The sequence below is a fragment of the Psychromonas saccharinae genome (assembly GCF_051201515.1).
Taxonomy (GTDB): domain Bacteria; phylum Pseudomonadota; class Gammaproteobacteria; order Enterobacterales; family Psychromonadaceae; genus Psychromonas.
Genome location: NZ_CP195153.1, coordinates 2131916 through 2151740 on the forward strand (window position 1 = coordinate 2131916; position 19825 = coordinate 2151740).

Annotated in this window: 18 protein-coding genes and 1 pseudogene; 13 read left to right on the forward strand and 6 right to left on the reverse strand. The window is 37.7% G+C overall.

The window, feature by feature from the left end; genetic code table 11:
- The first annotated feature begins 92 nt into the window (after positions 1–92).
- Positions 93–770, forward strand: coding sequence for a hypothetical protein (locus ACR30L_RS09430; RefSeq protein WP_435237758.1), 678 nt, complete (start codon positions 93–95; stop codon positions 768–770).
- Between the two features lie 40 nt (positions 771–810).
- Positions 811–1443 carry a hypothetical protein gene (locus ACR30L_RS09435; protein ID WP_435237759.1) on the forward strand — a complete coding sequence of 211 codons (633 nt, stop codon included), beginning with the start codon at positions 811–813 and terminating at the stop codon, positions 1441–1443.
- A gap of 682 nt (positions 1444–2125) precedes the next feature.
- Here the strand turns inward: ACR30L_RS09435 and ACR30L_RS09440 are convergent.
- A pseudogene (locus tag ACR30L_RS09440) lies at positions 2126–2386 on the reverse strand (transposase); the annotation flags it as partial.
- A gap of 97 nt (positions 2387–2483) precedes the next feature.
- On the opposite strand from ACR30L_RS09440, the gene ACR30L_RS09445 reads away from it, so the two are divergent.
- The 3 genes from ACR30L_RS09445 to ACR30L_RS09455 all read left to right on the forward strand — a co-directional run bounded on the left by ACR30L_RS09445 (position 2484) and on the right by ACR30L_RS09455 (position 6673).
- Positions 2484–3479 (forward strand): transposase, encoded by a 996-nt coding sequence (locus tag ACR30L_RS09445; protein ID WP_435237760.1) that lies wholly within the window; start codon positions 2484–2486, stop codon positions 3477–3479.
- A 279-nt stretch (positions 3480–3758) separates the two neighbouring features.
- Positions 3759–4784: an IS110 family transposase gene (locus ACR30L_RS09450; RefSeq protein WP_435237761.1), complete on the forward strand. Its 1026-nt coding sequence runs from the start codon at positions 3759–3761 to the stop codon at positions 4782–4784.
- Positions 4785–5323: 539 nt separating this feature from the next.
- On the forward strand, positions 5324–6673 hold the full coding sequence (locus ACR30L_RS09455) for a Fic family protein (RefSeq protein WP_435237762.1): 1350 nt from the start codon (positions 5324–5326) through the stop codon (positions 6671–6673).
- 454 nt (positions 6674–7127) lie between these two features.
- Here ACR30L_RS09455 and ACR30L_RS09460 read toward each other — a convergent pair whose 3' ends face one another.
- Positions 7128–8009 (reverse strand): LysR substrate-binding domain-containing protein, encoded by an 882-nt coding sequence (locus tag ACR30L_RS09460; protein WP_435237893.1) that lies wholly within the window; start codon positions 8007–8009, stop codon positions 7128–7130.
- Between the two features lie 112 nt (positions 8010–8121).
- Here ACR30L_RS09460 and ACR30L_RS09465 point away from each other — a divergent pair, with 112 nt between their 5' ends.
- From ACR30L_RS09465 to ACR30L_RS09480, 4 genes are all read left to right on the forward strand, one after another.
- Positions 8122–9252 carry an S-(hydroxymethyl)glutathione dehydrogenase/class III alcohol dehydrogenase gene (locus ACR30L_RS09465; RefSeq protein WP_435237763.1) on the forward strand — a complete coding sequence of 377 codons (1131 nt, stop codon included), beginning with the start codon at positions 8122–8124 and terminating at the stop codon, positions 9250–9252.
- 71 nt (positions 9253–9323) lie between these two features.
- A complete protein-coding gene (gene fghA / locus ACR30L_RS09470) occupies positions 9324–10178 on the forward strand; it encodes an S-formylglutathione hydrolase (protein WP_435237764.1) in 855 nt (284 codons plus the stop codon).
- A gap of 78 nt (positions 10179–10256) precedes the next feature.
- Complete coding sequence (gene def / locus ACR30L_RS09475; RefSeq protein WP_435237765.1) at positions 10257–10760, forward strand: peptide deformylase; 504 nt, start codon at positions 10257–10259, stop codon at positions 10758–10760.
- A 35-nt stretch (positions 10761–10795) separates the two neighbouring features.
- On the forward strand, positions 10796–11431 hold the full coding sequence (locus tag ACR30L_RS09480; RefSeq protein ID WP_435237766.1) for a class I SAM-dependent methyltransferase: 636 nt from the start codon (positions 10796–10798) through the stop codon (positions 11429–11431).
- Here the strand turns inward: ACR30L_RS09480 and ACR30L_RS09485 are convergent.
- Complete coding sequence (locus tag ACR30L_RS09485) at positions 11409–12701, reverse strand: sulfurtransferase (protein WP_435237767.1); 1293 nt, start codon at positions 12699–12701, stop codon at positions 11409–11411. The two genes, ACR30L_RS09480 and ACR30L_RS09485, sit on opposite strands and share 23 nt — an antisense overlap.
- 588 nt (positions 12702–13289) lie before the next feature.
- On the opposite strand from ACR30L_RS09485, the gene ACR30L_RS09490 reads away from it, so the two are divergent.
- The 4 genes from ACR30L_RS09490 (at position 13290) to ACR30L_RS09505 (ending at position 16492) form a co-directional block, all read left to right on the forward strand.
- Positions 13290–13916 (forward strand): hypothetical protein, encoded by a 627-nt coding sequence (locus ACR30L_RS09490; RefSeq protein ID WP_435237768.1) that lies wholly within the window; start codon positions 13290–13292, stop codon positions 13914–13916.
- Positions 13917–14269: 353 nt separating this feature from the next.
- Positions 14270–14620, forward strand: coding sequence for a HesB/IscA family protein (locus ACR30L_RS09495; protein WP_435237769.1), 351 nt, complete (start codon positions 14270–14272; stop codon positions 14618–14620).
- A gap of 49 nt (positions 14621–14669) precedes the next feature.
- A complete protein-coding gene (locus ACR30L_RS09500; RefSeq protein ID WP_435237770.1) occupies positions 14670–15911 on the forward strand; it encodes a DUF711 family protein in 1242 nt (413 codons plus the stop codon).
- Between the two features lie 32 nt (positions 15912–15943).
- Positions 15944–16492: a GNAT family N-acetyltransferase gene (locus tag ACR30L_RS09505; protein WP_435237771.1), complete on the forward strand. Its 549-nt coding sequence runs from the start codon at positions 15944–15946 to the stop codon at positions 16490–16492.
- 83 nt (positions 16493–16575) lie between these two features.
- Here ACR30L_RS09505 and ACR30L_RS09510 read toward each other — a convergent pair whose 3' ends face one another.
- The 3 genes from ACR30L_RS09510 to arsB all read right to left on the reverse strand — a co-directional run bounded on the left by ACR30L_RS09510 (position 16576) and on the right by arsB (position 19820).
- Positions 16576–17763, reverse strand: coding sequence for an OmpA family protein (locus tag ACR30L_RS09510; protein WP_435237772.1), 1188 nt, complete (start codon positions 17761–17763; stop codon positions 16576–16578).
- 299 nt (positions 17764–18062) lie between these two features.
- Positions 18063–18791: an arsenical resistance protein ArsH gene (gene arsH / locus ACR30L_RS09515; protein ID WP_435237773.1), complete on the reverse strand. Its 729-nt coding sequence runs from the start codon at positions 18789–18791 to the stop codon at positions 18063–18065.
- A 3-nt stretch (positions 18792–18794) separates the two neighbouring features.
- Positions 18795–19820 carry an ACR3 family arsenite efflux transporter gene (gene arsB, locus ACR30L_RS09520; RefSeq protein WP_435237774.1) on the reverse strand — a complete coding sequence of 342 codons (1026 nt, stop codon included), beginning with the start codon at positions 19818–19820 and terminating at the stop codon, positions 18795–18797.
- Between the last annotated feature and the right edge of the window lie 5 nt (positions 19821–19825).

Below are 19825 nucleotides of genomic sequence, written 5' to 3' on the forward strand. Positions count from 1 at the left end.
AATTAGATTGCAGCCGTATTTACAGCGGAATTACGACTTTCTGCTGTCTAAGTAGCTGTTAGTGCACAGAGTACATACATATAGGGAAACAGATGCCGAGTCATACCAAAATTCATGAAGCATATTTACTCAAGTCCGAAAGTGTAATGAACGATGCTAGTTTCATAGCTCTAAATAATGCTAACTCTTTGCTATATAAATCGAAAATAGTTAATAGATTAGCAGAAATGGAAAAATTAAATGATAATTTCAAAAGTTTAGATTCTAAACTAAGAGGCACTACAGAAAATTGTATTAGAATATCTGGTGAACTCTTGCAAATTGGGCTGAAAAGAAAAGATTGTTATGATGGTTTTGCTGATGATTTAATTATGTTTGCGGCATTCGAACAGTACATGAAATCGTATTTGTTAAGAAAAGGTTACGTCGTACATGTTATCGACAGAAACAAAAGCTTAACTACCGCTCTAGCGAACAAACAAAATAAAAAACCTATTCACATTAATGATCTTACTGATTGCACTGTTTTTAAAATGAATTCGATAGATGCCACAACTTTATTATCTACAAAATATCTTGAGTTACTTAACCCTTCAAGTAATGTTATTGAAGGGCTTGATAATTTAAAATCTCGTAGAAATAGAACGCACTTTGATGCAAAAATATCTTCAATTTCATATTATGAGCCTTGCTTCTTCGAAACATTCCAGTTTATAAAAATGTCAATAGAACAAGATGTTGAGTGCTACATTAATCAAATAGCACACTAACAAGGCAATTAAATCGGATGCATTACGGCTGTCGCGATTTTTGCTAAAAACAAAAAGCAGCAAAAACAGCACCAACTTACGCGCCATTTATTGCGGCGTTAGAGAAGAAAACAATATGAGACCTATTTTTACAATTCATGCTGGTGAGTTTTTAGTTGGAGAGTATATTGAAAAAAACTTTCCAACTTTAAATGTTTGGATTCCGTCAAAAGATACAGGAACTGATTTTTTGGTAACTAACAAAAAAGACTCTTCAAAGTCTGTTGCTATTCAAGTAAAAATGTCTCGTGACTATAAGCCATCACATGCAAAAGACGAATTTAGCCGCAAACTACTTGCTGGTGGTTGGCTAACTCTTGCACATGATAAAATCGAAAAATCACCAGCAGACTATTGGGTATTTATACTTGTTTCACATGAACGGAAAATGAAACCAAAATATATTATCATTCCTCCTTCAAAGTTATTAAATCTTTTGGTCAATATCCATGGGAAGTCAAACAGTTATCATTTTTATCCTTGGGTACTAAACACTGGAATTGCACTTCATGGGCGGGGTTTGTTAAAATCTGAAAAAGAGAAAATTGCTACGGAGTCTTATACCTTGGGGGAAAGAGACCTATCTATATATTTAGAAAACTGGGCTCCACTTGAAAAAATAAGCAATCCCTAATAAGTTGCTCAATTCGAAAAACCGATATTATCGGAGACATAAAATTCGTATTCTCGGACATATATGGTCACTCTTTGTAAATCAAGTTTAGATTGATTTTTATTTACTGTTTCACTGTCGATATCGTATAAAAAACTCGTCACCCTTTAACATTAAGGGGTAATTTTTCTGGTTAAACTTGTTTTTCGCACTGTATCGTTTAATCGATAAATCACCTTTGCCTAAACTGCTTTTTACATTATCGCAAATATTCTCGGACATATATGGTCACTCTTTGTAAATCAAGTTTAGATTGATTTTATTTATTGTTTCACTGTCGATATCGTATAAAAAACTCGTCACCCTTTAACATTAAGGGGGAATTTTTCTGGTTAAACTTGTTTTTCGCACTGTATCGTTTAATCGATAAATCACCTTTGTCTAAACTGCTTTTTACATCATTGAGATAACGGTTTCTTGACATATATCCGGCGTCTTAATGGCTACTTAATGGGAAGCCGCGCCCTCCTGAGTTTCAGAAGAAGTCTTACTCGCCTTTGCACCCACGATGCCTTAAAGGCAGAAGTCCGGCTGAGGTTCCGAGTAAGACAAAACCATTTTAAATCATCAATGCCTATTACCGTTTAGTATTGCGGGTTAATTAAATATGTATTTTCTAGTTATTACTTTTCTTCAGCTATTATTACGCGCACGCTTTGCTCACATCAAATGGCTGCTTACTAATTAATACTGACCAAATAATTCTGGCTAGTTTATTCGCTAAAGCCACAACCGCTTTGCAACCATTCATACGTACTTTGAGCTTCTGTAACCAACAGCTGAGTACATCGTCTTTTTTCTCACACCAATTAAGCACAGTGCGAGCACCATGAATAAGGTACTTTCTAAGCGTGCTATTACCTCGTTTGCTTATCTTTCCCATTCGATTGGTTTCGCCACTGGCAGGTTAATTTTCTGGGACACCCATAGCTTTTTGACAGACTATGAGTTTATACCTATTATTTTAAACAGTGTTTTTATATACATTGGTTGAAGCAGGTATGACGCAATCTCGTTCTTCTTTAATTTCACTTGATGATACGCCGTATTATCATTGTATTTCACGTTGTGTACGTCGCGCTTTTTTATGTGGTGAAGATAACTACAGCGGTAAAAGCTTTGAACATCGACGTCAGTGGATGGTTGAGCGTATTCGTTTTCTTGGCCATATCTTTTCAATTGATGTTTGCTCTTATGCCATCATGTCTAATCACTATCACCTTGTATTACATGCCAATGAAGTTGAAGTGACGGCGTTAACGAATGAAGATATCTGTCATCGTTGGTTACAGCTTTATTCTGCTCCGCCGTTAGTCTCACGTTGGATGAAAGGGGAGTTAGTTACCGAAGCTGAAGTAAAGGCTGCGCTAGAAATTGTTGGAACATGGCGTGAACGGTTACTTGATATTTCTTGGTTTATGCGTTCATTAAATGAATTTATCGCACGCAAAGCGAATAAAGAAGATAACTGTACAGGTCGGTTCTGGGAAGGGCGCTTTAAATCTCAAGCTTTGCTCGATGAACAGGCATTATTAACGTGTATGGCCTATGTTGATTTGAATCCTATCAGAGCGAAAATCGCTGATTCTGTAGAGCAATCAGAATACACTTCGGTATTTGAACGTATCCACGGCGTCTGTAGCAATAGTGAAACAAAAGATAGTGATAAGATGATTAAACCTTTATTTGGGTTTAAGGTCTATGAGAGTAATCAACAGGTTGACGTTATTCCTTGTGCTTTAATCGATTACCTCGAGTTAGTTGATTGGACTGGACGTGTTATCAGAGATGATAAACGTGGCGCAATTAGCGAGCAATCACCGAGTTTACTGGGCACACTTGGCCTAGATAGTGAAACATGGATTGAACTGACTCAAACCTTTGGTCAACATAACCATGTCGCAGTGGGCAGTGTTGATGATCTTGCTTTGTTTGCCGAGCATACAGGTAAACGTTGGATAGTAAGCAAAGCAAAATCACAGCAAATACATCATTAACCATTAAACATTCTATTTCTATTAATCAATTAGCTGTCGCTAACGATTTGTCTCGTCTGTTATTTTTTCGGAATACATACTTTCCTGATTCAGCATGAAAAATATGATTTTATAAGCGTAAGTAGTGCCAATTTTAGTGGTGGATCTTGTTTTGGTTTTCGTTAGAGTGAACTGTTAAATTGATGGATGCTTGGGATGGTCACTCCCAAACGGCATCGTAATGTGCCAAGATTGAAGAAGTTACCAAGCAAAATCAATCTAAAATAAGGAGTGACCAACATGAAATGTAGCGTAATTAGTATCGACTTAGCAAAGAATATTTTCCAAATATGTGTATTGGATGAAAACCGTAAAGTCCTGTTTAACAAAAAAGTAAAACGCTCTGAGCTATTACATGAATTAAGGCAGTTTTCCCCTTCTTTAGTTGTCATGGAAGCTTGTTACAGCTCAAACCCATGGGGAAGACGAATTGAGAAGTTAGGTCATACAGTAAGACTTATTCCGCCATTTATTGTTAAACCTTTTGTGATTGGTAATAAGAATGACGCAAACGATGCATTAGCCATTGCTGAAGCGTCATTACGACCAAACATCCGATTTGTTGCAGTTAAATCAACCGAACAACAAGATATCCAATCATTACAACGCATTAACGAACGGATGATAAAAATAAGAACAGATGATGTAAATCAATTGAGGGGTCTATTAGCAGAATATGGCGTGGTCGTTGGCCTTGGTATTCCTACTTTATTAAAAGCAGTACCTGATATTTTAGAAGACGCAACCAATGAATTAACCCTGGCGGCAAGGTCCTTTATATTACGTATTTATCGCAACATACAAAGAATGAGTGCTCAAATTGACGAAGTAAAAACCCAATTAACCGACCTAATCAAAGACAAAGCCGAATACGCCTTATTACAAAGCATATCAGGAATCGGCCCGGTAACGAGTGCTGCTTTGATGGCTTCGGTTGGTGATGCTGGCGCATTTAAAAATGGCAGGCAATTAGCGGCATGGATAGGATTAACGCCTAAGCAATATGCCAGTGGCGAAACCAATCGAATGGGAAAGATAAGCAAACGAGGTAATAGCACGCTTAGAAAGTACCTTATTCATGGTGCTCGCACTGTGCTTAATTGGTGTGAGAAAAAAGACGATGTACTCAGCTGTTGGTTACAGAAGCTCAAAGTACGTATGAATGGTTGCAAAGCGGTTGTGGCTTTAGCGAATAAACTAGCCAGAATTATTTGGTCAGTATTAATTAGTAAGCAGCCATTTGATGTGAGCAAAGCGTGCGCGTAATAATAGCTGAAGAAAAGTAATAACTAGAAAATACATATTTAATTAACCCGCAATACTAAACGGTAATAGGCATTGATGATTTAAAATGGTTTTGTCTTACTCGGAACCTCAGCCGGACTTCTGCCTTTAAGGCATCGTGGGTGCAAAGGCGAGTAAGACTTCTTCTGAAACTCAGGAGGGCGCGGCTTCCCATTAAGTAGCCATTAAGACGCCGGATATATGTCAAGAAACCGTTATCTCAATGATGTAAAAAGCAGTTTAGACAAAGGTGATTTATCGATTAAACGATACAGTGCGAAAAACAAGTTTAACCAGAAAAATTCCCTCTTAATGTTAAAGGGTGACGAGTTTTTTATACGATATCGACAGTGAAACAGTAAATAAAAATCAATCTAAACTTGATTTACAAAGAGTGACCATATATGTCCTAGCTGTCCCCCATCCCAGCTGTCCCTAATTACCACTATTACGATCTTGACATCTAAACTAAAGATGCCATTATTAAAACATCTAAACGCAAATTTTAAAAGTTGAGTTATATGGCAAAGCCAACAGTAGAAAGAGCTCCTAAATTTGAAATGTCAGATTTTGATTTTGAGCATTTAGGTAAATATATAAAGAAATATGGACCGACCGATGAGCACGGTAGGTACCTTCACTGGAATCTCCTTAAGTGGAGAGTACCACAAGCTGAAGCTAAAGATATTTGGGCTGCCATTAAATTTCAAAGAACAATGCAAATGAAATATATCAATTTGCTTGATGACAAAGGAAAATTATTTTCGTATACCACTCCCCATTCAATGGAAGCAAAGTTGCATCAAATTATAAAAGTTGCAGGCGGAAGTGTTGGCGCTATTGCAGGCAATGTAGCTTCAGATAGTATTCAAAGAAAATATCTCGTGTCTTCACTAATTATGGAAGAAGCCATTACTAGTGCACAATTAGAAGGTGCTTCGACAACGCGTGAAGTTGCCAAGAAAATGCTAGAGGAAGAAAGGGAGCCAGATGATGAAGATGAGAGAATGATTATCAATAATTTTCTCTTGCTTAAATATGCAGAAAAAGTTGCTAAAGAACCTCTTTCCATTGATTTGATTTTAAACTTCCATCGGATCGCTACAGATAAAACAACAGAAAACAATGTGGTGCCAGGAGAATTTAGAGAAGATAACGATATTTTTGTTGAAGATGATCGTGGTGAAATAGCTCATAACCCACCAAGTTTCAATAAAATACCAGAAAGGCTTCAGCTACTATGTGATTTTGCAAACGAAGAGCATTCAGGTGTAGATGGTGGTAAATTCATCCCTCCTGTTATTAAAGCCATAATAATACATTTCATGTTAGGTTATGAACACCCATTTAGAGATGGGAACGGTCGAACTGCCAGATCACTATTCTATTGGTTTATGTTAAAAAATGAATATGATTTATTTAAATATGTATCTATCAGTAAACTATTAAAAGATGATCCTAAAGGGTATGGACTTTCATACTTGTATACAGAAAAAGACCAAAATGATCTTACATATTTTATCGATTTTCAATTAGATATTATATTAGCTGCGTTTAATGAATTACAAAAATATTTAAAAGATAAAACAGATGAGTTTTATCAGGTGGTCGAGATCTTAGATAACTCTCAATTTAGTAATTTGTTAAATTTTGTTCAGAAAGATCTGGTTAAAAAAGGAACAAAAGATCCTGGTCGGGTTTTCACGGTTAAAGAAACAGCAAACTCTTATGCCATTTCAGAAAATACAGCTCGATCATATTTGAATAAACTTGTTACCCTGAAATTATTGCTGCGAACTAAAGATGGAAGAACAACTTTGTATTTTGCACCCTCGGATCTGAAAATTCGTTTGAAAGTAAAAAACGTATAACAAGTTAATAAAATATTCTCGTTCTTGGACATATACACGTTACCATTCAAGATGCAGAAATCAGCAAGATGAGAGGTGAACAGATTCTAGGCATAAAGGTGAAGATCTAACGGGTTAAATCGAGACTTTATAACAACGAAGATGTTTGCCTCTCGTCTTGCCCTGCGGGTCACTAGCTCGAACACCAAACTGCGTTATAACATTCGAGAAGGACTAGCTATTAAAGATGTAAAGTCTTGTTTTTACATCTACCGATAGAGGATTAACGCAGTTAATCGCTCGAAAGGTCATCATGTTACGCCTTGCCTTGGTATCCGAGCTAGTGACTGATAAACGCATATTGATTGGTAACGGGTATATATGTCCTGGCTATCCTGTTATTTCCTTAATAATCGATTGTTATTGCTAAATAGGACATATTGGGATTGTTCTTCGTGTTTGATTCGCGTACTGATTACGAAGCAGCATTAACATGAAAACAATCGAACAGATAATCAATAAATAACCGTATTTTGGGCGATAAAAAACGATTCTGTGGATACACAGCCCAAATTCCTTCCGGAGGCTCTCGTAAGTTATCTAATAATGTTATTAATTCTCCTGAATCGACATATTTTTGTACATAGTATTCAGGTAATTGAATAATACCAATATGTTTAAGTGCAGCATCGACTAAGCCAATACCACTATTACAACGCAGGTTACCGCGTGCACGTATATGCTTTTCTTTACCGTCTTCAGTGAAACGCCAATATTCACGCGTACCTAATAAACAATTATGATGTTTTAATTCAGATAATGTATGGGGTTCTCCAAATTTTTCAATGTATTGTGGGGAAGCACATACGTAATTCGAGCGTTCACTTAATTTCTTTGCAATTAAACTGGAATCTTTTAATTGACCGAGTCGAATGGCAATATCAAATCCACTTTCAATTAAATCAACGCGTTTATTGCTCAGGTCGCAAACGACTTCAATACCTTTGTACTGTGTTATAAAGTCATTGATTAAGGGTAAAATTTTCTGCTCACCGTAGGTAATAGGGAGTGATAATTTAATCATTCCTTTGGGGGAGGCTTGTAGATTAGTGATCGCTTGTTCTGCAGCGTCTAGCCCGTCTAGCAAACTGCGGCAATGTTGATAGAAAACATGGGCCTCTTGCGTTAATGAGACACTACGTGTTGTTCGATAAAACAGTTTAATATTGAGTCTTTTTTCTAATGCGCTAATCTGTCGACTAACCTGTGCCGTTGAGATTTTTAAATTTTTTGCCGATCGTGTAAAACTTTGTGTTTCAGCAACGGAAACAAATTCGTTAATACCTTCCCATTTCATCATTGTTACAATCTCGTAAAAGTCATTTTCTAATTTGGCCTATTATAATCTTCTGAGAAATAAATATAATAGAGTCATTGATAATATTTCCCATCCATACACAGGAGTTTTTATGACTGACCAATTTATTAAATCAAAAGCAGCCATCGCTTGGGGGCCTAAACAACCGTTAAAAATCGAAGAAATCGATGTCATGTTGCCTCGTAAAGGTGAAGTGTTAGTTAAAATTATTGCATCGGGTGTATGCCATACGGATGCGTTTACATTATCGGGAGAAGATCCAGAAGGGATTTTTCCCGTGATTCTTGGTCATGAAGGTGGTGGTATTGTTGAACAAGTTGGGGAAGGTGTTACCAGTGTTAAAGTTGGCGATCATGTTATTCCGCTTTACACGCCTGAATGTGGCGAATGTAAATTCTGTCTGTCCGGTAAAACAAATCTGTGTCAACAAATACGCGAAACACAGGGGAAAGGGTTAATGCCCGATGGCACGACGCGTTTTTATAAAGACGGTCAGCCAATCTTCCATTATATGGGCTGTTCAACTTTTTCAGAATACACGGTATTACCTGAGATTTCCTTAGCAAAAGTTAACCCTGAAGCTCCCCTTGAAGAAGTGTGTTTATTAGGTTGTGGGGTAACAACGGGGATGGGCGCGGTCATGAACACGGCTAAGGTCGAAGAGGGGGATTCCGTCGCGATTTTTGGTTTGGGTGGTATTGGTCTTTCTGCGGTGATTGGCGCAACGATGGCGAAGGCAAGTCGTATTATTGTTATTGATATTAACGAGTCTAAATTTGAACTGGCTAAAAAGCTTGGTGCAACGGATTGTATTAATCCAAAAAATTTCGACAAGCCTATTCAAGATGTAATTGTTGAAATGACCGATGGAGGCGTTGAATATTCCTTTGAATGTATTGGTAATGTCGATGTGATGCGCAGTGCCTTAGAATGTTGCCATAAAGGTTGGGGAGAATCGGTGATTATTGGTGTTGCTGGGGCTGGACAAGAAATCTCAACACGCCCATTTCAATTAGTGACGGGGCGAGTTTGGCGTGGTACTGCCTTCGGTGGTGTGAAAGGGCGTACTGAACTGCCTAATTATGTAGAGCGTTATCTCCAAGGTGAGTTTAAATTATCTGATTTTATTACTCATACTATGGCCTTAGAAGAAGTTAATGAAGCGTTTGAGTTAATGCATAAAGGGGAAAGTATTCGTAGCGTGGTGCATTTTAACAAATAACAAGGTATGTCAATACTCAGGGAGTAAACTTGGGTGTTGACGTTTTACCGTTAATTTTATCAGGAGCCAAGATGACGATTGAAAATATCAGTAATAATAAAGTGTTTGATGGTTGGCATAAACAATATAGTCATCAATCAGAGATATTGAATTGTAAAATGCGTTTTGCTATTTACCTTCCGCCACAGGCAACTAGCAAGCATAAAGTGCCTGTTATGTATTGGTTATCAGGTTTAACCTGTAGCGATGAAAATTTTATGCAAAAAGCGGGGGCATTGCGGATTGCTGCAGAGCTAGGCATCGCGATTGTTGCACCCGATACCAGCCCGCGAGGTGAAGATGTCCCTGACGATGCGAATCAAGCCTATGATTTTGGATTAGGTGCTGGTTTTTATGTGAATGCGACGGAAGCCCCTTGGGATAAGCATTATCAAATGTATGATTATGTTGTCAGTGAATTACCGGCATTAATTGAAGCTAATTTTCCAGTTAATACACAGCGCGTGGTCAGCGGACATTCAATGGGCGGTCATGGCGCATTAATGATTGCATTGCGCAATGCAGATCTGTATCAATCGGTCAGCGCTTTTAGTCCAATCTGTAATCCTAAAAACTGCCCTTGGGGAAGAAAAGCATTTACGGGTTATTTAGGGACTGATCAAGTGGCTTGGGAGCAGTATGATTCGACGGAACTAATAAGTAAAACAACCCAGCATATTCCAATGATGATTGAGCAAGGTAGTAGTGATGATTTTCTAGTGGAACAACTGAAACCCGAAGCGCTGATTGCAGCAGCACAAGGCAATCATTTTCCGCTGACATTTACGATGGCCGACGGTTATGATCATAGTTATTATTTTATTAGTAGTTATATTGAAAAACATATGCGATTTCATGCCGTTAATCTTGGCTTAATAAAATATTAATGGTTTTGTCTGGTAATATGAATTTAAACAAGTATATTTCCGGTCTGTTTCAATTTACTAGATATAAATTAGGACGCTATGGCAGTTTTAAACGTACTTCATGCATTAGACCCGAAATTACGGGTTCCAGCTAAACCGGTAACGGATGTTGCAGCGGTGCAAACATTAATCGATGATATGCTCGATACTATGTATTCAACCGGTAATGGTATTGGTTTGGCGGCCCCTCAGGTTGGTCAATCCGTTGCCGTTGTGGTGATTGATCTTTCCGAAAATAAAGATGATCCGCTGATTTTAATCAATCCAGAGATTGTTGAAGGAAAAGACAAGGTGACAGGGCAAGAAGGGTGTTTATCTGTACCCGACTATTATGCCGATGTTGAACGATTCGCTTCCGTTGTCGTAACGGCGCTTGACCGCCAAGGTAATCCGATCACCATTGAAAATGATGAATTCCTCGCTATTGCGATGCAGCATGAAATCGATCATTTGCTTGGTAAATTATTTATAGATTATTTATCGCCGTTAAAACGCCAATCAGCACTTAGAAAAGTTAAAAAATATATTAAGTTGATGGCATAAATTGGAATATAAAACCGAAAGGAATATAACATAACGTGCACCCTTGTCCGCTTTGCCTTTCGGAACAGACTCGTTTTTATTATCAAGATAAAAATCGGGATTATTATCAATGTTCGGCTTGCCAATTAGTATTTGTACTGCCTGAGTATCATTTAAACCAAGCTCAGGAGAAAGCGCATTACGACCATCATGAAAACTCGTCGGAAGATCTCGGTTATCGCCAATTTTTATCGCGTTTAGCGCTGCCTTTGCTCGAACGGCTGCATGCAAATTCGACGGGATTAGATTTTGGTTGCGGCCCGGGTCCTACTTTATCGAAGATAATGAGTGAATCTGGTCATCATGTGTCACTGTTTGATATTTATTATTACCCAGATACGAGCGTATTAACTGAAACCTATGATTTTGTGACTGCGACGGAAGTTATTGAGCACCTCTATCATCCCGATCAGGTTTGGAATACGTGGTTATCATTGGTTAAACCAGGTGGTTGGTTAGCGATTATGACCAAACAAGTCACTGATTTAGCAGGTTTTACAAACTGGCACTACAAACTGGATATGACCCATGTGATCTTTTTCAGTAAACCAACCTTTGAGTATTTGGCTAAGCGGGATAACTTAACACTTGAGTTTGTTGGCAGTGATGTCATTTTGTTTCGCAAAGGGTAATGATTGGATTAGTGTCATGATGGCTCCATTCATACCAACCGCCATCAAATACGCTGATATGTTGCCATCCCATAACAAAGGCATAAAAGAAAGCTTCAGAGGCTCTCCATCCTGTCCCGCAATAAAAATAAATCTGTTGAGTTCTATTGATATTAGCATCCTTCCACAGGGCGCTTATTGAACCTGCACTTTTCATGGTGCCATCGGGATTGATAAAATCGTTAACATTATTAGCATGAGTGCCTGCATGTCCCCATTTTGACCCCGTAATGCTTCCTTTTTGTTTAATATATGAATAGCCACTCGTTTTACCAATAAATTCATCCCACGTGCGAATACTAACCAAAGAATGCTTGTTGGGATCTTTAGCTAATAATGTTTTTACTTCTGGTATATCAACAATATAGTGAGGATATACAGGGATTTTTTTACCAAATTCTGCGTATTGATGATTGGTATTTATAAGCGATTCTGTGTCAAATTTTGAATTCTCCCAAGCTTGCCAGCCACCATTAAGTAGACGAACATCCTCGACACCGGCGTACATCATGATATTTGCAGCGCGTGCAGCTGCCATATTATTACGACCATATAAAATGACCGTGGTATCGTAACAAATACCTAACTTTGTAAGGACTTCAGTTATGTTTTCATCACTAACTCGATTCCACCACGGTGCTGCCTCTAAATTATTCAAGTCTAAATTTAAGGCGGTTGGGATATGAGATTGTAAATAATCAAAAGCCACACCTGACTGAACTTCGATTAATGTATGCCTATGTTCTGGTGGATAAGGCGTAACATCTCCCTTAATCACATTATTAATCCATTGTGGAGAAACCAGTTGCCTCACATTAGGTAAACAAATCAAGGGTTCACTGTTCTCTGTAAGGGATTGTCCGACGACCTGCACTTGTTCAACACCGTGTTTAGCTAATGATAATTTAAGTTTGTTACATGATGCTGCATCATTGCCATAGAGAAAGGTGGGTTTACTTTTTTGGATATTATAATTAACGAAAAGCTGTGATAACTGGTCCGAATTTAATCCATCAAGCCAATGAGTATCGATATTGATAGCACCGGGAAAATGTCCTTCACATCCATTATCATCGGGCCAGCCGTTATACTGATTGCTAGTGCGGCAATCGATAACTTGTATCTGTGCGGAGAGTTGCCCATCTATAAGATATTGTTTAGATATTTCACTGAAGGTCACGATATCGGTTACGACAGGAATAGACCGTTTTGATTTATTAGTCGATGTCATATGATTGCTTTCCTAGCCAGTGAATCATTCTAAGCGTGTTGCGACGAACAATTATGTTTAATCAATAAAATACCTATTATTATTTGCAATGAGAAGAGGGGACAGTGTCTTTTTATATAATATATTTGCGCTAGCGGTAATAAATGGAAGGGACGAAGGTATATTTTTTGCAATAAAAAAGATGTTAAATAAAATGTGTTTTTTGACTAAGGGTTAATATTTCTTTAATTATAATAGAGTTGTTTTAGATGGTGTGGTTGTTGATGTTATGTGTGTTTAATATTTTTAATGTTAAATCTATAAGCTAATTTATATCAGCAACTTAAAGCTAATTTGAAGCTAAGTGGTATTATTAAGTTTCCTGGTTGTTTGTTATAGGCTTTTTTCAATCTAAAAGTTGTGTTTAGATCAAAATAATACGCTTATTTGCTACTAAGTGATGCAATGCGTGTCAAGGTGGAGTATATTGGTTGAAGGATAGTTAACCTGTATTTTGTCTGACTTCAGTGACTCTTCAGGTTAATAGGTTTATCTCGTTCTTTAATTATACTCATTATTAACTATTTGGTCATTCAAAGGGGATTGATTATGCCAAGTACAATCGATTACAAACCTAAAAGCTTTCAATGGAATAGTACGAATATTGATTGGGTCAAAGGTTATCTCAATCAAAAAAGCCGTCTACTTAATAAAATTACAGATGGTGTGGGTATCGATATTGCGAATATTAATTTATTACAATTTAATGCACTTTGTTCCTTACTTGAAAAAACGGCTGAAGGAAGAGAGTTAAGAACAAAAATGTTTAAAGCTTGGCGAAGTAAAAAGTCACGCGATAGCAATAATGGCAAAAAAGTTTATACCTTTAATTTGGATGTAAAAGCAGGTGTGGCATTAAAAAAACTTGCGCATAATCGACCGATTAATAAAACCCTTGAAACGCTTATCTACGGCACCTTTGAATCTGTGGAAAGTATACGAGAGCAAAAAAAGGCATTAAAAGCGCAAAAGAAACGCGAAACTAAACAAGCACATGCACGAGAAGTAGAAGAAGATCTACTTGATCACTATGAAGTACTAGAGCTCGCTAAAAAAGAGAAATCAGAACTAATCCGCACCATTTTACGGTTAAGTAAACAAGTTAAAAAGCAGGAAGAAGAACTTCATGAAACACAGACCGTATTAACATCATTGAAAAAAGAATTTAATTTATAATATTGATGGTCGCCTTTTCGTCCATTTTTATCTCAGGTGAAGGTGAATTTAAATCTATTAATATGAACTTGTTGATGACGAAAGAGCTAATCATTGCCTTGCCGTATCGCTTTGCATGGACCTGCTATTGATAACTAAATAACCTCAATTCTGTCGAAGCGAAAGGATACAGTACTGTATGATCTATGTTTATGATCTATTTTTTAAGTAATTGATACTTCGTTTTATTTCGCTTTCATTATCCAGAACGAAGGTTAAATAGGAACCTTTTCTATTTACAATGTTATGATTGCTCTCTATTATCTGCTATTGCACTTACGAACGTGTAAATATTGTTTTATTTGGAGATTGTAATGACTGTTAATGTGTTTAATCCAGTCGCTAGCGTGACGTTAACCGCTTCAGCACAGAAATATTTTAGTAAAAAATTAGCTAAACAAGCTGAGAAATTTATTCGCATCAGTACTAAAGTGAGCGGTTGTACTGGATTTGCCTATGTTTTAGATACCGTAGAAGCACCAGAGTCGACGGATATTGTTATTCCCTTTGAAGGTGGAACATTAGCCGTTGCTGCTGAATCTATGCCGATTCTATCGGGTACTGAAATTGATTTAGTACAAGAAGGGGTAAATGAAGTAATTACCTATAATAACCCTAATATTGTTGACGAATGTGGTTGTGGACAAAGTTTTAGCGTGAGTTAATTATTTGCTTTTTATCTGAACTAACTTCTATTATCTGCACATCAAAGGAATGACTCCCTTGCGTTATCAAAACAAAGCCCTCTGTAAAGTACGTACCGTTACTACATTTATTTCCCTCGATGCAGATAAAAGCCGTTGGAATGAGCAAATCCTTGAAGCTTCACAATATTGTTTAGCTTTAACGGATGTTTTTGATGCGAATGGCTATGAAGTACAGTCTATTCGTATTGTGACTAATCCCTTCGGTGAATACCTGAATACCAGTTCCTATGAAACAGCACGTGCTGATCTACAGTATTTACGTGAATTGCTGATGACGGCGAATCATTCCGATATGCGTGTACGTTTTGCCATAGGAGAAGCTCAAACGCTTAATGAGTTGCTGATATTGCCTGAACTTATTAAAGAGTTTGGTGATTTATGCAATGTGTGTGTGAATATCAGTTTAGATGAATTTGGCATATTAGATAACACAATGATTGAGCAGTCTGTACAAGCGGTACAACGTATTGCTGCGATCACTCCACGTGGTGAAGGTAATTTTAATTTCACGGTCAATTTTAATTGTCAGCCGTTAATTCCTTATTTTCCTGCAAGTTATCATCGTAAAGAATTGGGTAATAAAGTTGTTATTGGTTTAGAAACGCCTGATTTATTAGTTGATGTGCTTAAACAATATAACCAAGAGAAGGGTACTGTCGAGCATAATAGTCAGTTTAATGGTTACTACCATGTGATGCATCAGGCATTACAATACCATATTGATATGATTACTGATATCGTCAAAAAGGCCGATATAAGTGATGCTTTCGAGTTTGCTGGGTTTGATAGTTCTGCTGCGCCTTCAAAAAATTGCGCGAGTATGACCGATGTGTATGAAGCTATGGGGGTTCCGCATTTTGGTGCTTCGGGCACGGTGGAGGCTTCTGCTTTATTAACTAGGGTGTTTAAATCTATCAGTGGCGTTGATCTTGTTGGTTTTTCGGGGTTAATGCTTGCGTTAACGGAAGATCGTGGATTGGCAAAGGGCAGTATCAATGGGGACTTTGATATTCGTTCTCTACTTACCTACAGTGCCGTTTGTGGCATTGGTCTTGATACTGTGCCCATTCCCGGTGATACGCCTGCTGATAAAATAGCTGCAATTATGCGAGATACGGGCACTATGGCCTATCGTTTGAATAAACCATTAACCGTACGTCTATTTCCAGTGCCTGGTTTGAAAGCAGGTGAATTAACCGCTTTTGAAAGTGATGATCTTTGTAATTGCGCAGTATTAGCCGTGCCATAGATTTTTTTTATTTTAAATGTGAAGCCTGCTTTATGAATCAAATTCCAATTTTTCACACTGACCGTTTATTGATCACGGTTTTGTCACCTGATCAATACAAATTAATGGTGCGGTATCAAGATCTTAATCGGGAGCATTTATCACCCTGGGAACCCTTACGCGATGCTGGTTATTTTGATGATGTAACGACGCAAGCTCGTTTACACGCTAACCTAGAGTCTTTTTATGCGGGTGCAAGTATTCCATTGGTTGGGCTAGATAAAATAACCAATGAAATCGTCTGTAGTGCCAATTTCACTAATATTGTTCATGGGGCTTTTCAAGCTTGCCATCTTGGCTATTCGGTGAGTTGTAAGTATGAAGGCAAGGGGCTGATGTTTGAGATGTTGGAGGCTTCGATAAAATATGTGTTTACTGAATTACGTTTACATCGAATTATGGCTAACTATATCCCAAGGAATACGCGCTCAGGGAAACTATTAAAACAGTTGGGGTTTGAAAAGGAGGGGCTTGCTAAATCGTATTTGAATATCGCTGGAAAATGGGAAGATCATATCTTAATGTCAAAACTCGCGGAGTGATATTTGTCGAAAGTACCCGCACAAGTTATTAGTTACCACCTCTAGCAATAGTGATAACTAATAACTAACTTATGAAGGGATGTTTAGTAAATCCACACCTCAACACGACGGTTTTCGCTTCGTCCTGCTGCGTTTATATTTGATGCAACGGGCACTGAACTACCAAACCCACTGACGGTAACAACATTAAAGTGTCTATCCACTAATTCCTTTTCGATAACTTTCGCACGTAATAGTGAGAGGTTGCTATTGTACTCTTTATCACCTAATGAATCGGCAAATCCCATTAATACGATATGTTCGGTTTTATGCTCATTTAGATAATCAATTAAACGTGCTAGTTCTTGTTTATTGGCACTATCGAGTTCATTTTTTTCCGTTTTAAAATGAAAAATAATAGATAGGCGTTGCGCTATTTCAGTGTAATGGTTATAAGCATCCGGTGCATTGTCGACACTGCGCATTGTTTCTAAGGTGATGGGGGCATCTATTGTTTGCGATTGTTCAATAATCGGTTGATTGGCTATTTTAGTATCCGCTATTTCAACAATAGGTTGTTTATCCATTACTTCATTTACGACTTTTTCAGCCACTACAGGTGCTTTTTCAACGGCTACTGCTGTCATTTCTTGTTTAGTTGGTAAATCAGTAACAGACGGTTCAACAATGGATTCTGTCATTGATGTGTCAACGACTATTTCAGCGGGTTGCTCAACAACAATTGGATCGATAACCGATTTATTTGCTATTGCATCTGTGACTGCTTCATCAGCAGATTCGATAATCTTTGTCTCAATTACGACTTCAGTGACCGGTTGCTCAATAACAGGCTCGATAATCGCTTCTTCAATGGCGACTTTGTTAACCTCTGCTTTAACTGCTTCCTCTGGGATGGTTTTGAGGGGCTGAGATTTATTGTCTTTTAATGCCTGTAATTTGGCAATTTCCTGCTGAATCGGATTACGATCTGATGTCGATTCGACTTGTTTGGTAATCTCAGGTTGTACTTCAACAATGGGTTCTAAAGGTGTTGAATCACCAATATGGGCAATTTCTTGTTTGATTTTTAAAATATTCGCAGAGGATTGTTCTTCCGCTAGTGCTGTCTGACTTAATAGAACACTGCTCATTACCGTAAAGCATAAAGGAAGCAAACTACCTAATCGATAATTTGGACGAGAAGTCGTCTGCCATTTTTGTGTTTGTTGATCATTATTTACGCGGGTGTTTGATGATGTATCTGGATAATGATCGTTTGTTAAAAATTCCATATAAATAGGATTCCTTTGTAATCGGTTGCTATAAAACGAGATGAGTTAATTTAGTCAACATGTTAGTTGCATGTTATGAATAGATTCAACATTAAAATGCGTTACCTTAATGACAAAAGGCATCTGGTAAGGGGAATGAGTAATGTAAATCTTTATTAGTATTATTATATTGCTTAAGTTTGCTTTAATTCAAATAAATTGCGATGTTTAGAAGCGGGGAAGCGCACATTTTTAGATAAAAAGACAAAAGGTTCAGCAACCACTTAAAAATATGATTCCTAAGTGGTTACATGCATTTTTTACGATTCACTTTGTGTTGAACGTTGATCGATACGTTGACGAAAAGCCTCTGCTGTTTCTTTTCGTTCAGAATAGCGATTTGTTAGGAAATCACTTCTATCACGCGTTAACAGCGTAAATTTAACCAACTCTTCCATTACATCGACGATACGGTCATACAGTGACGAAGGTTTCATACGATTATCATCATCAAACTCTAGCCAAGCTTTTGGAATAGATGATTGATTCGGAATAGTGATCATACGCATCCAACGGCCAAGTATGCGCATCTGATTGACGGCATTAAAGGATTGTGAACCACCACAAACTTGCATAATGGCTAAGGTTTTTCCCTGTGTCGGTCGTGTTGCTTGAATCGCTAATGGTATCCAATCAATTTGAGCTTTCAATACACTGGTCATTGCGCCATGACGTTCAGGACTACACCAAACCATGCCTTCACTCCATTGCACTAACTCTCGAAGTTCCTGTACCTTCGGGTGGGTATCATCACTATCGTCGGGTAAGGGCAAACCAGAAGGGTTAAATATTCGAGTTTCAGCGCCAAAGTGATTTAATAAACGAGCCGCTTCTTGTGTTGCAAATCGACTAAAAGAACGATTACGTAATGAGCCATATAGCAGTAAGATACGTGGTTTATGTTCACTTGGGTTTGCTTCAAATACAGCTTGATTATCAATGGTTCTCATTGATTCAATATCAACATTTGGTAAATCTGATTTATTCATTTTTTACTCCGTCTTATCAAACCAATGGCGTGTTTTATTGGCAATAGAAACTAAGGTTAGCATAACCGGTACTTCGACTAAAACACCGACAACGGTTGCCAGAGCAGCGCCCGATTGTAAACCAAATAATGAAATTGCGACTGCGACGGCCAATTCAAAGAAATTTGACGTACCAATCATACAAGCTGGAGCTGCTATATTGTGCGGAAGCTTCATTACCTTTGCCGCACCATACGCGACAAAAAAGATAGAATAGGTTTGTATTAATAACGGGATAGCAATCAATACAATTGCCAAGGGTTTAGCAATAATTGTTTCTGCTTGGAATCCAAATAACAATACGACCGTGGCTAATAATCCGGCTATTGAAACAGGCTTTAGGCGATGGACAAAATTATTGAGTTTAGTGTGGTCATTTTGTGAATCTAATGCTTTGCGTGTATAAACGCCCGCAAGCAATGGGATCACAACATATAACACAACGGAATAGATAAGTGTATCCCACGGAACTGTTACATCGGTAACACCAAGCAGAAATGCGGCAATCGGCGCAAATGCAAAAATCATGATCAAATCGTTGACCGATACTTGGACTAATGTGTAGTTCGCATCGCCTTTAACTAATTGACTCCATACAAATACCATCGCAGTACATGGCGCAACACCTAATAAAATCATACCTGCAATGTATTCCGTTGCCGTTTGTGGGTCGACGAAATCAACAAATAAAACTCGGAAAAATAACCAACCTAAAAAGGCCATAGTAAAGGGTTTAACTAACCAGTTAATGACTAATGTTAATAATAATCCTTTTGGTTTTTTACCGATGTCTTTAATCGAGCTGAAATCGATTTGAATCATCATTGGGTAAATCATAATCCAAATAAAAATTGCGACGGGGATATTTACGTGTGCCACTTCCAATGCTGCAAACCACTGGAAAAGTCCCGGTATTAAATTACCTAGAATAACCCCTGCAATAATACATAAACCAACCCATAGCGTAAGGAAACGTTCAAATATACCCATAATAT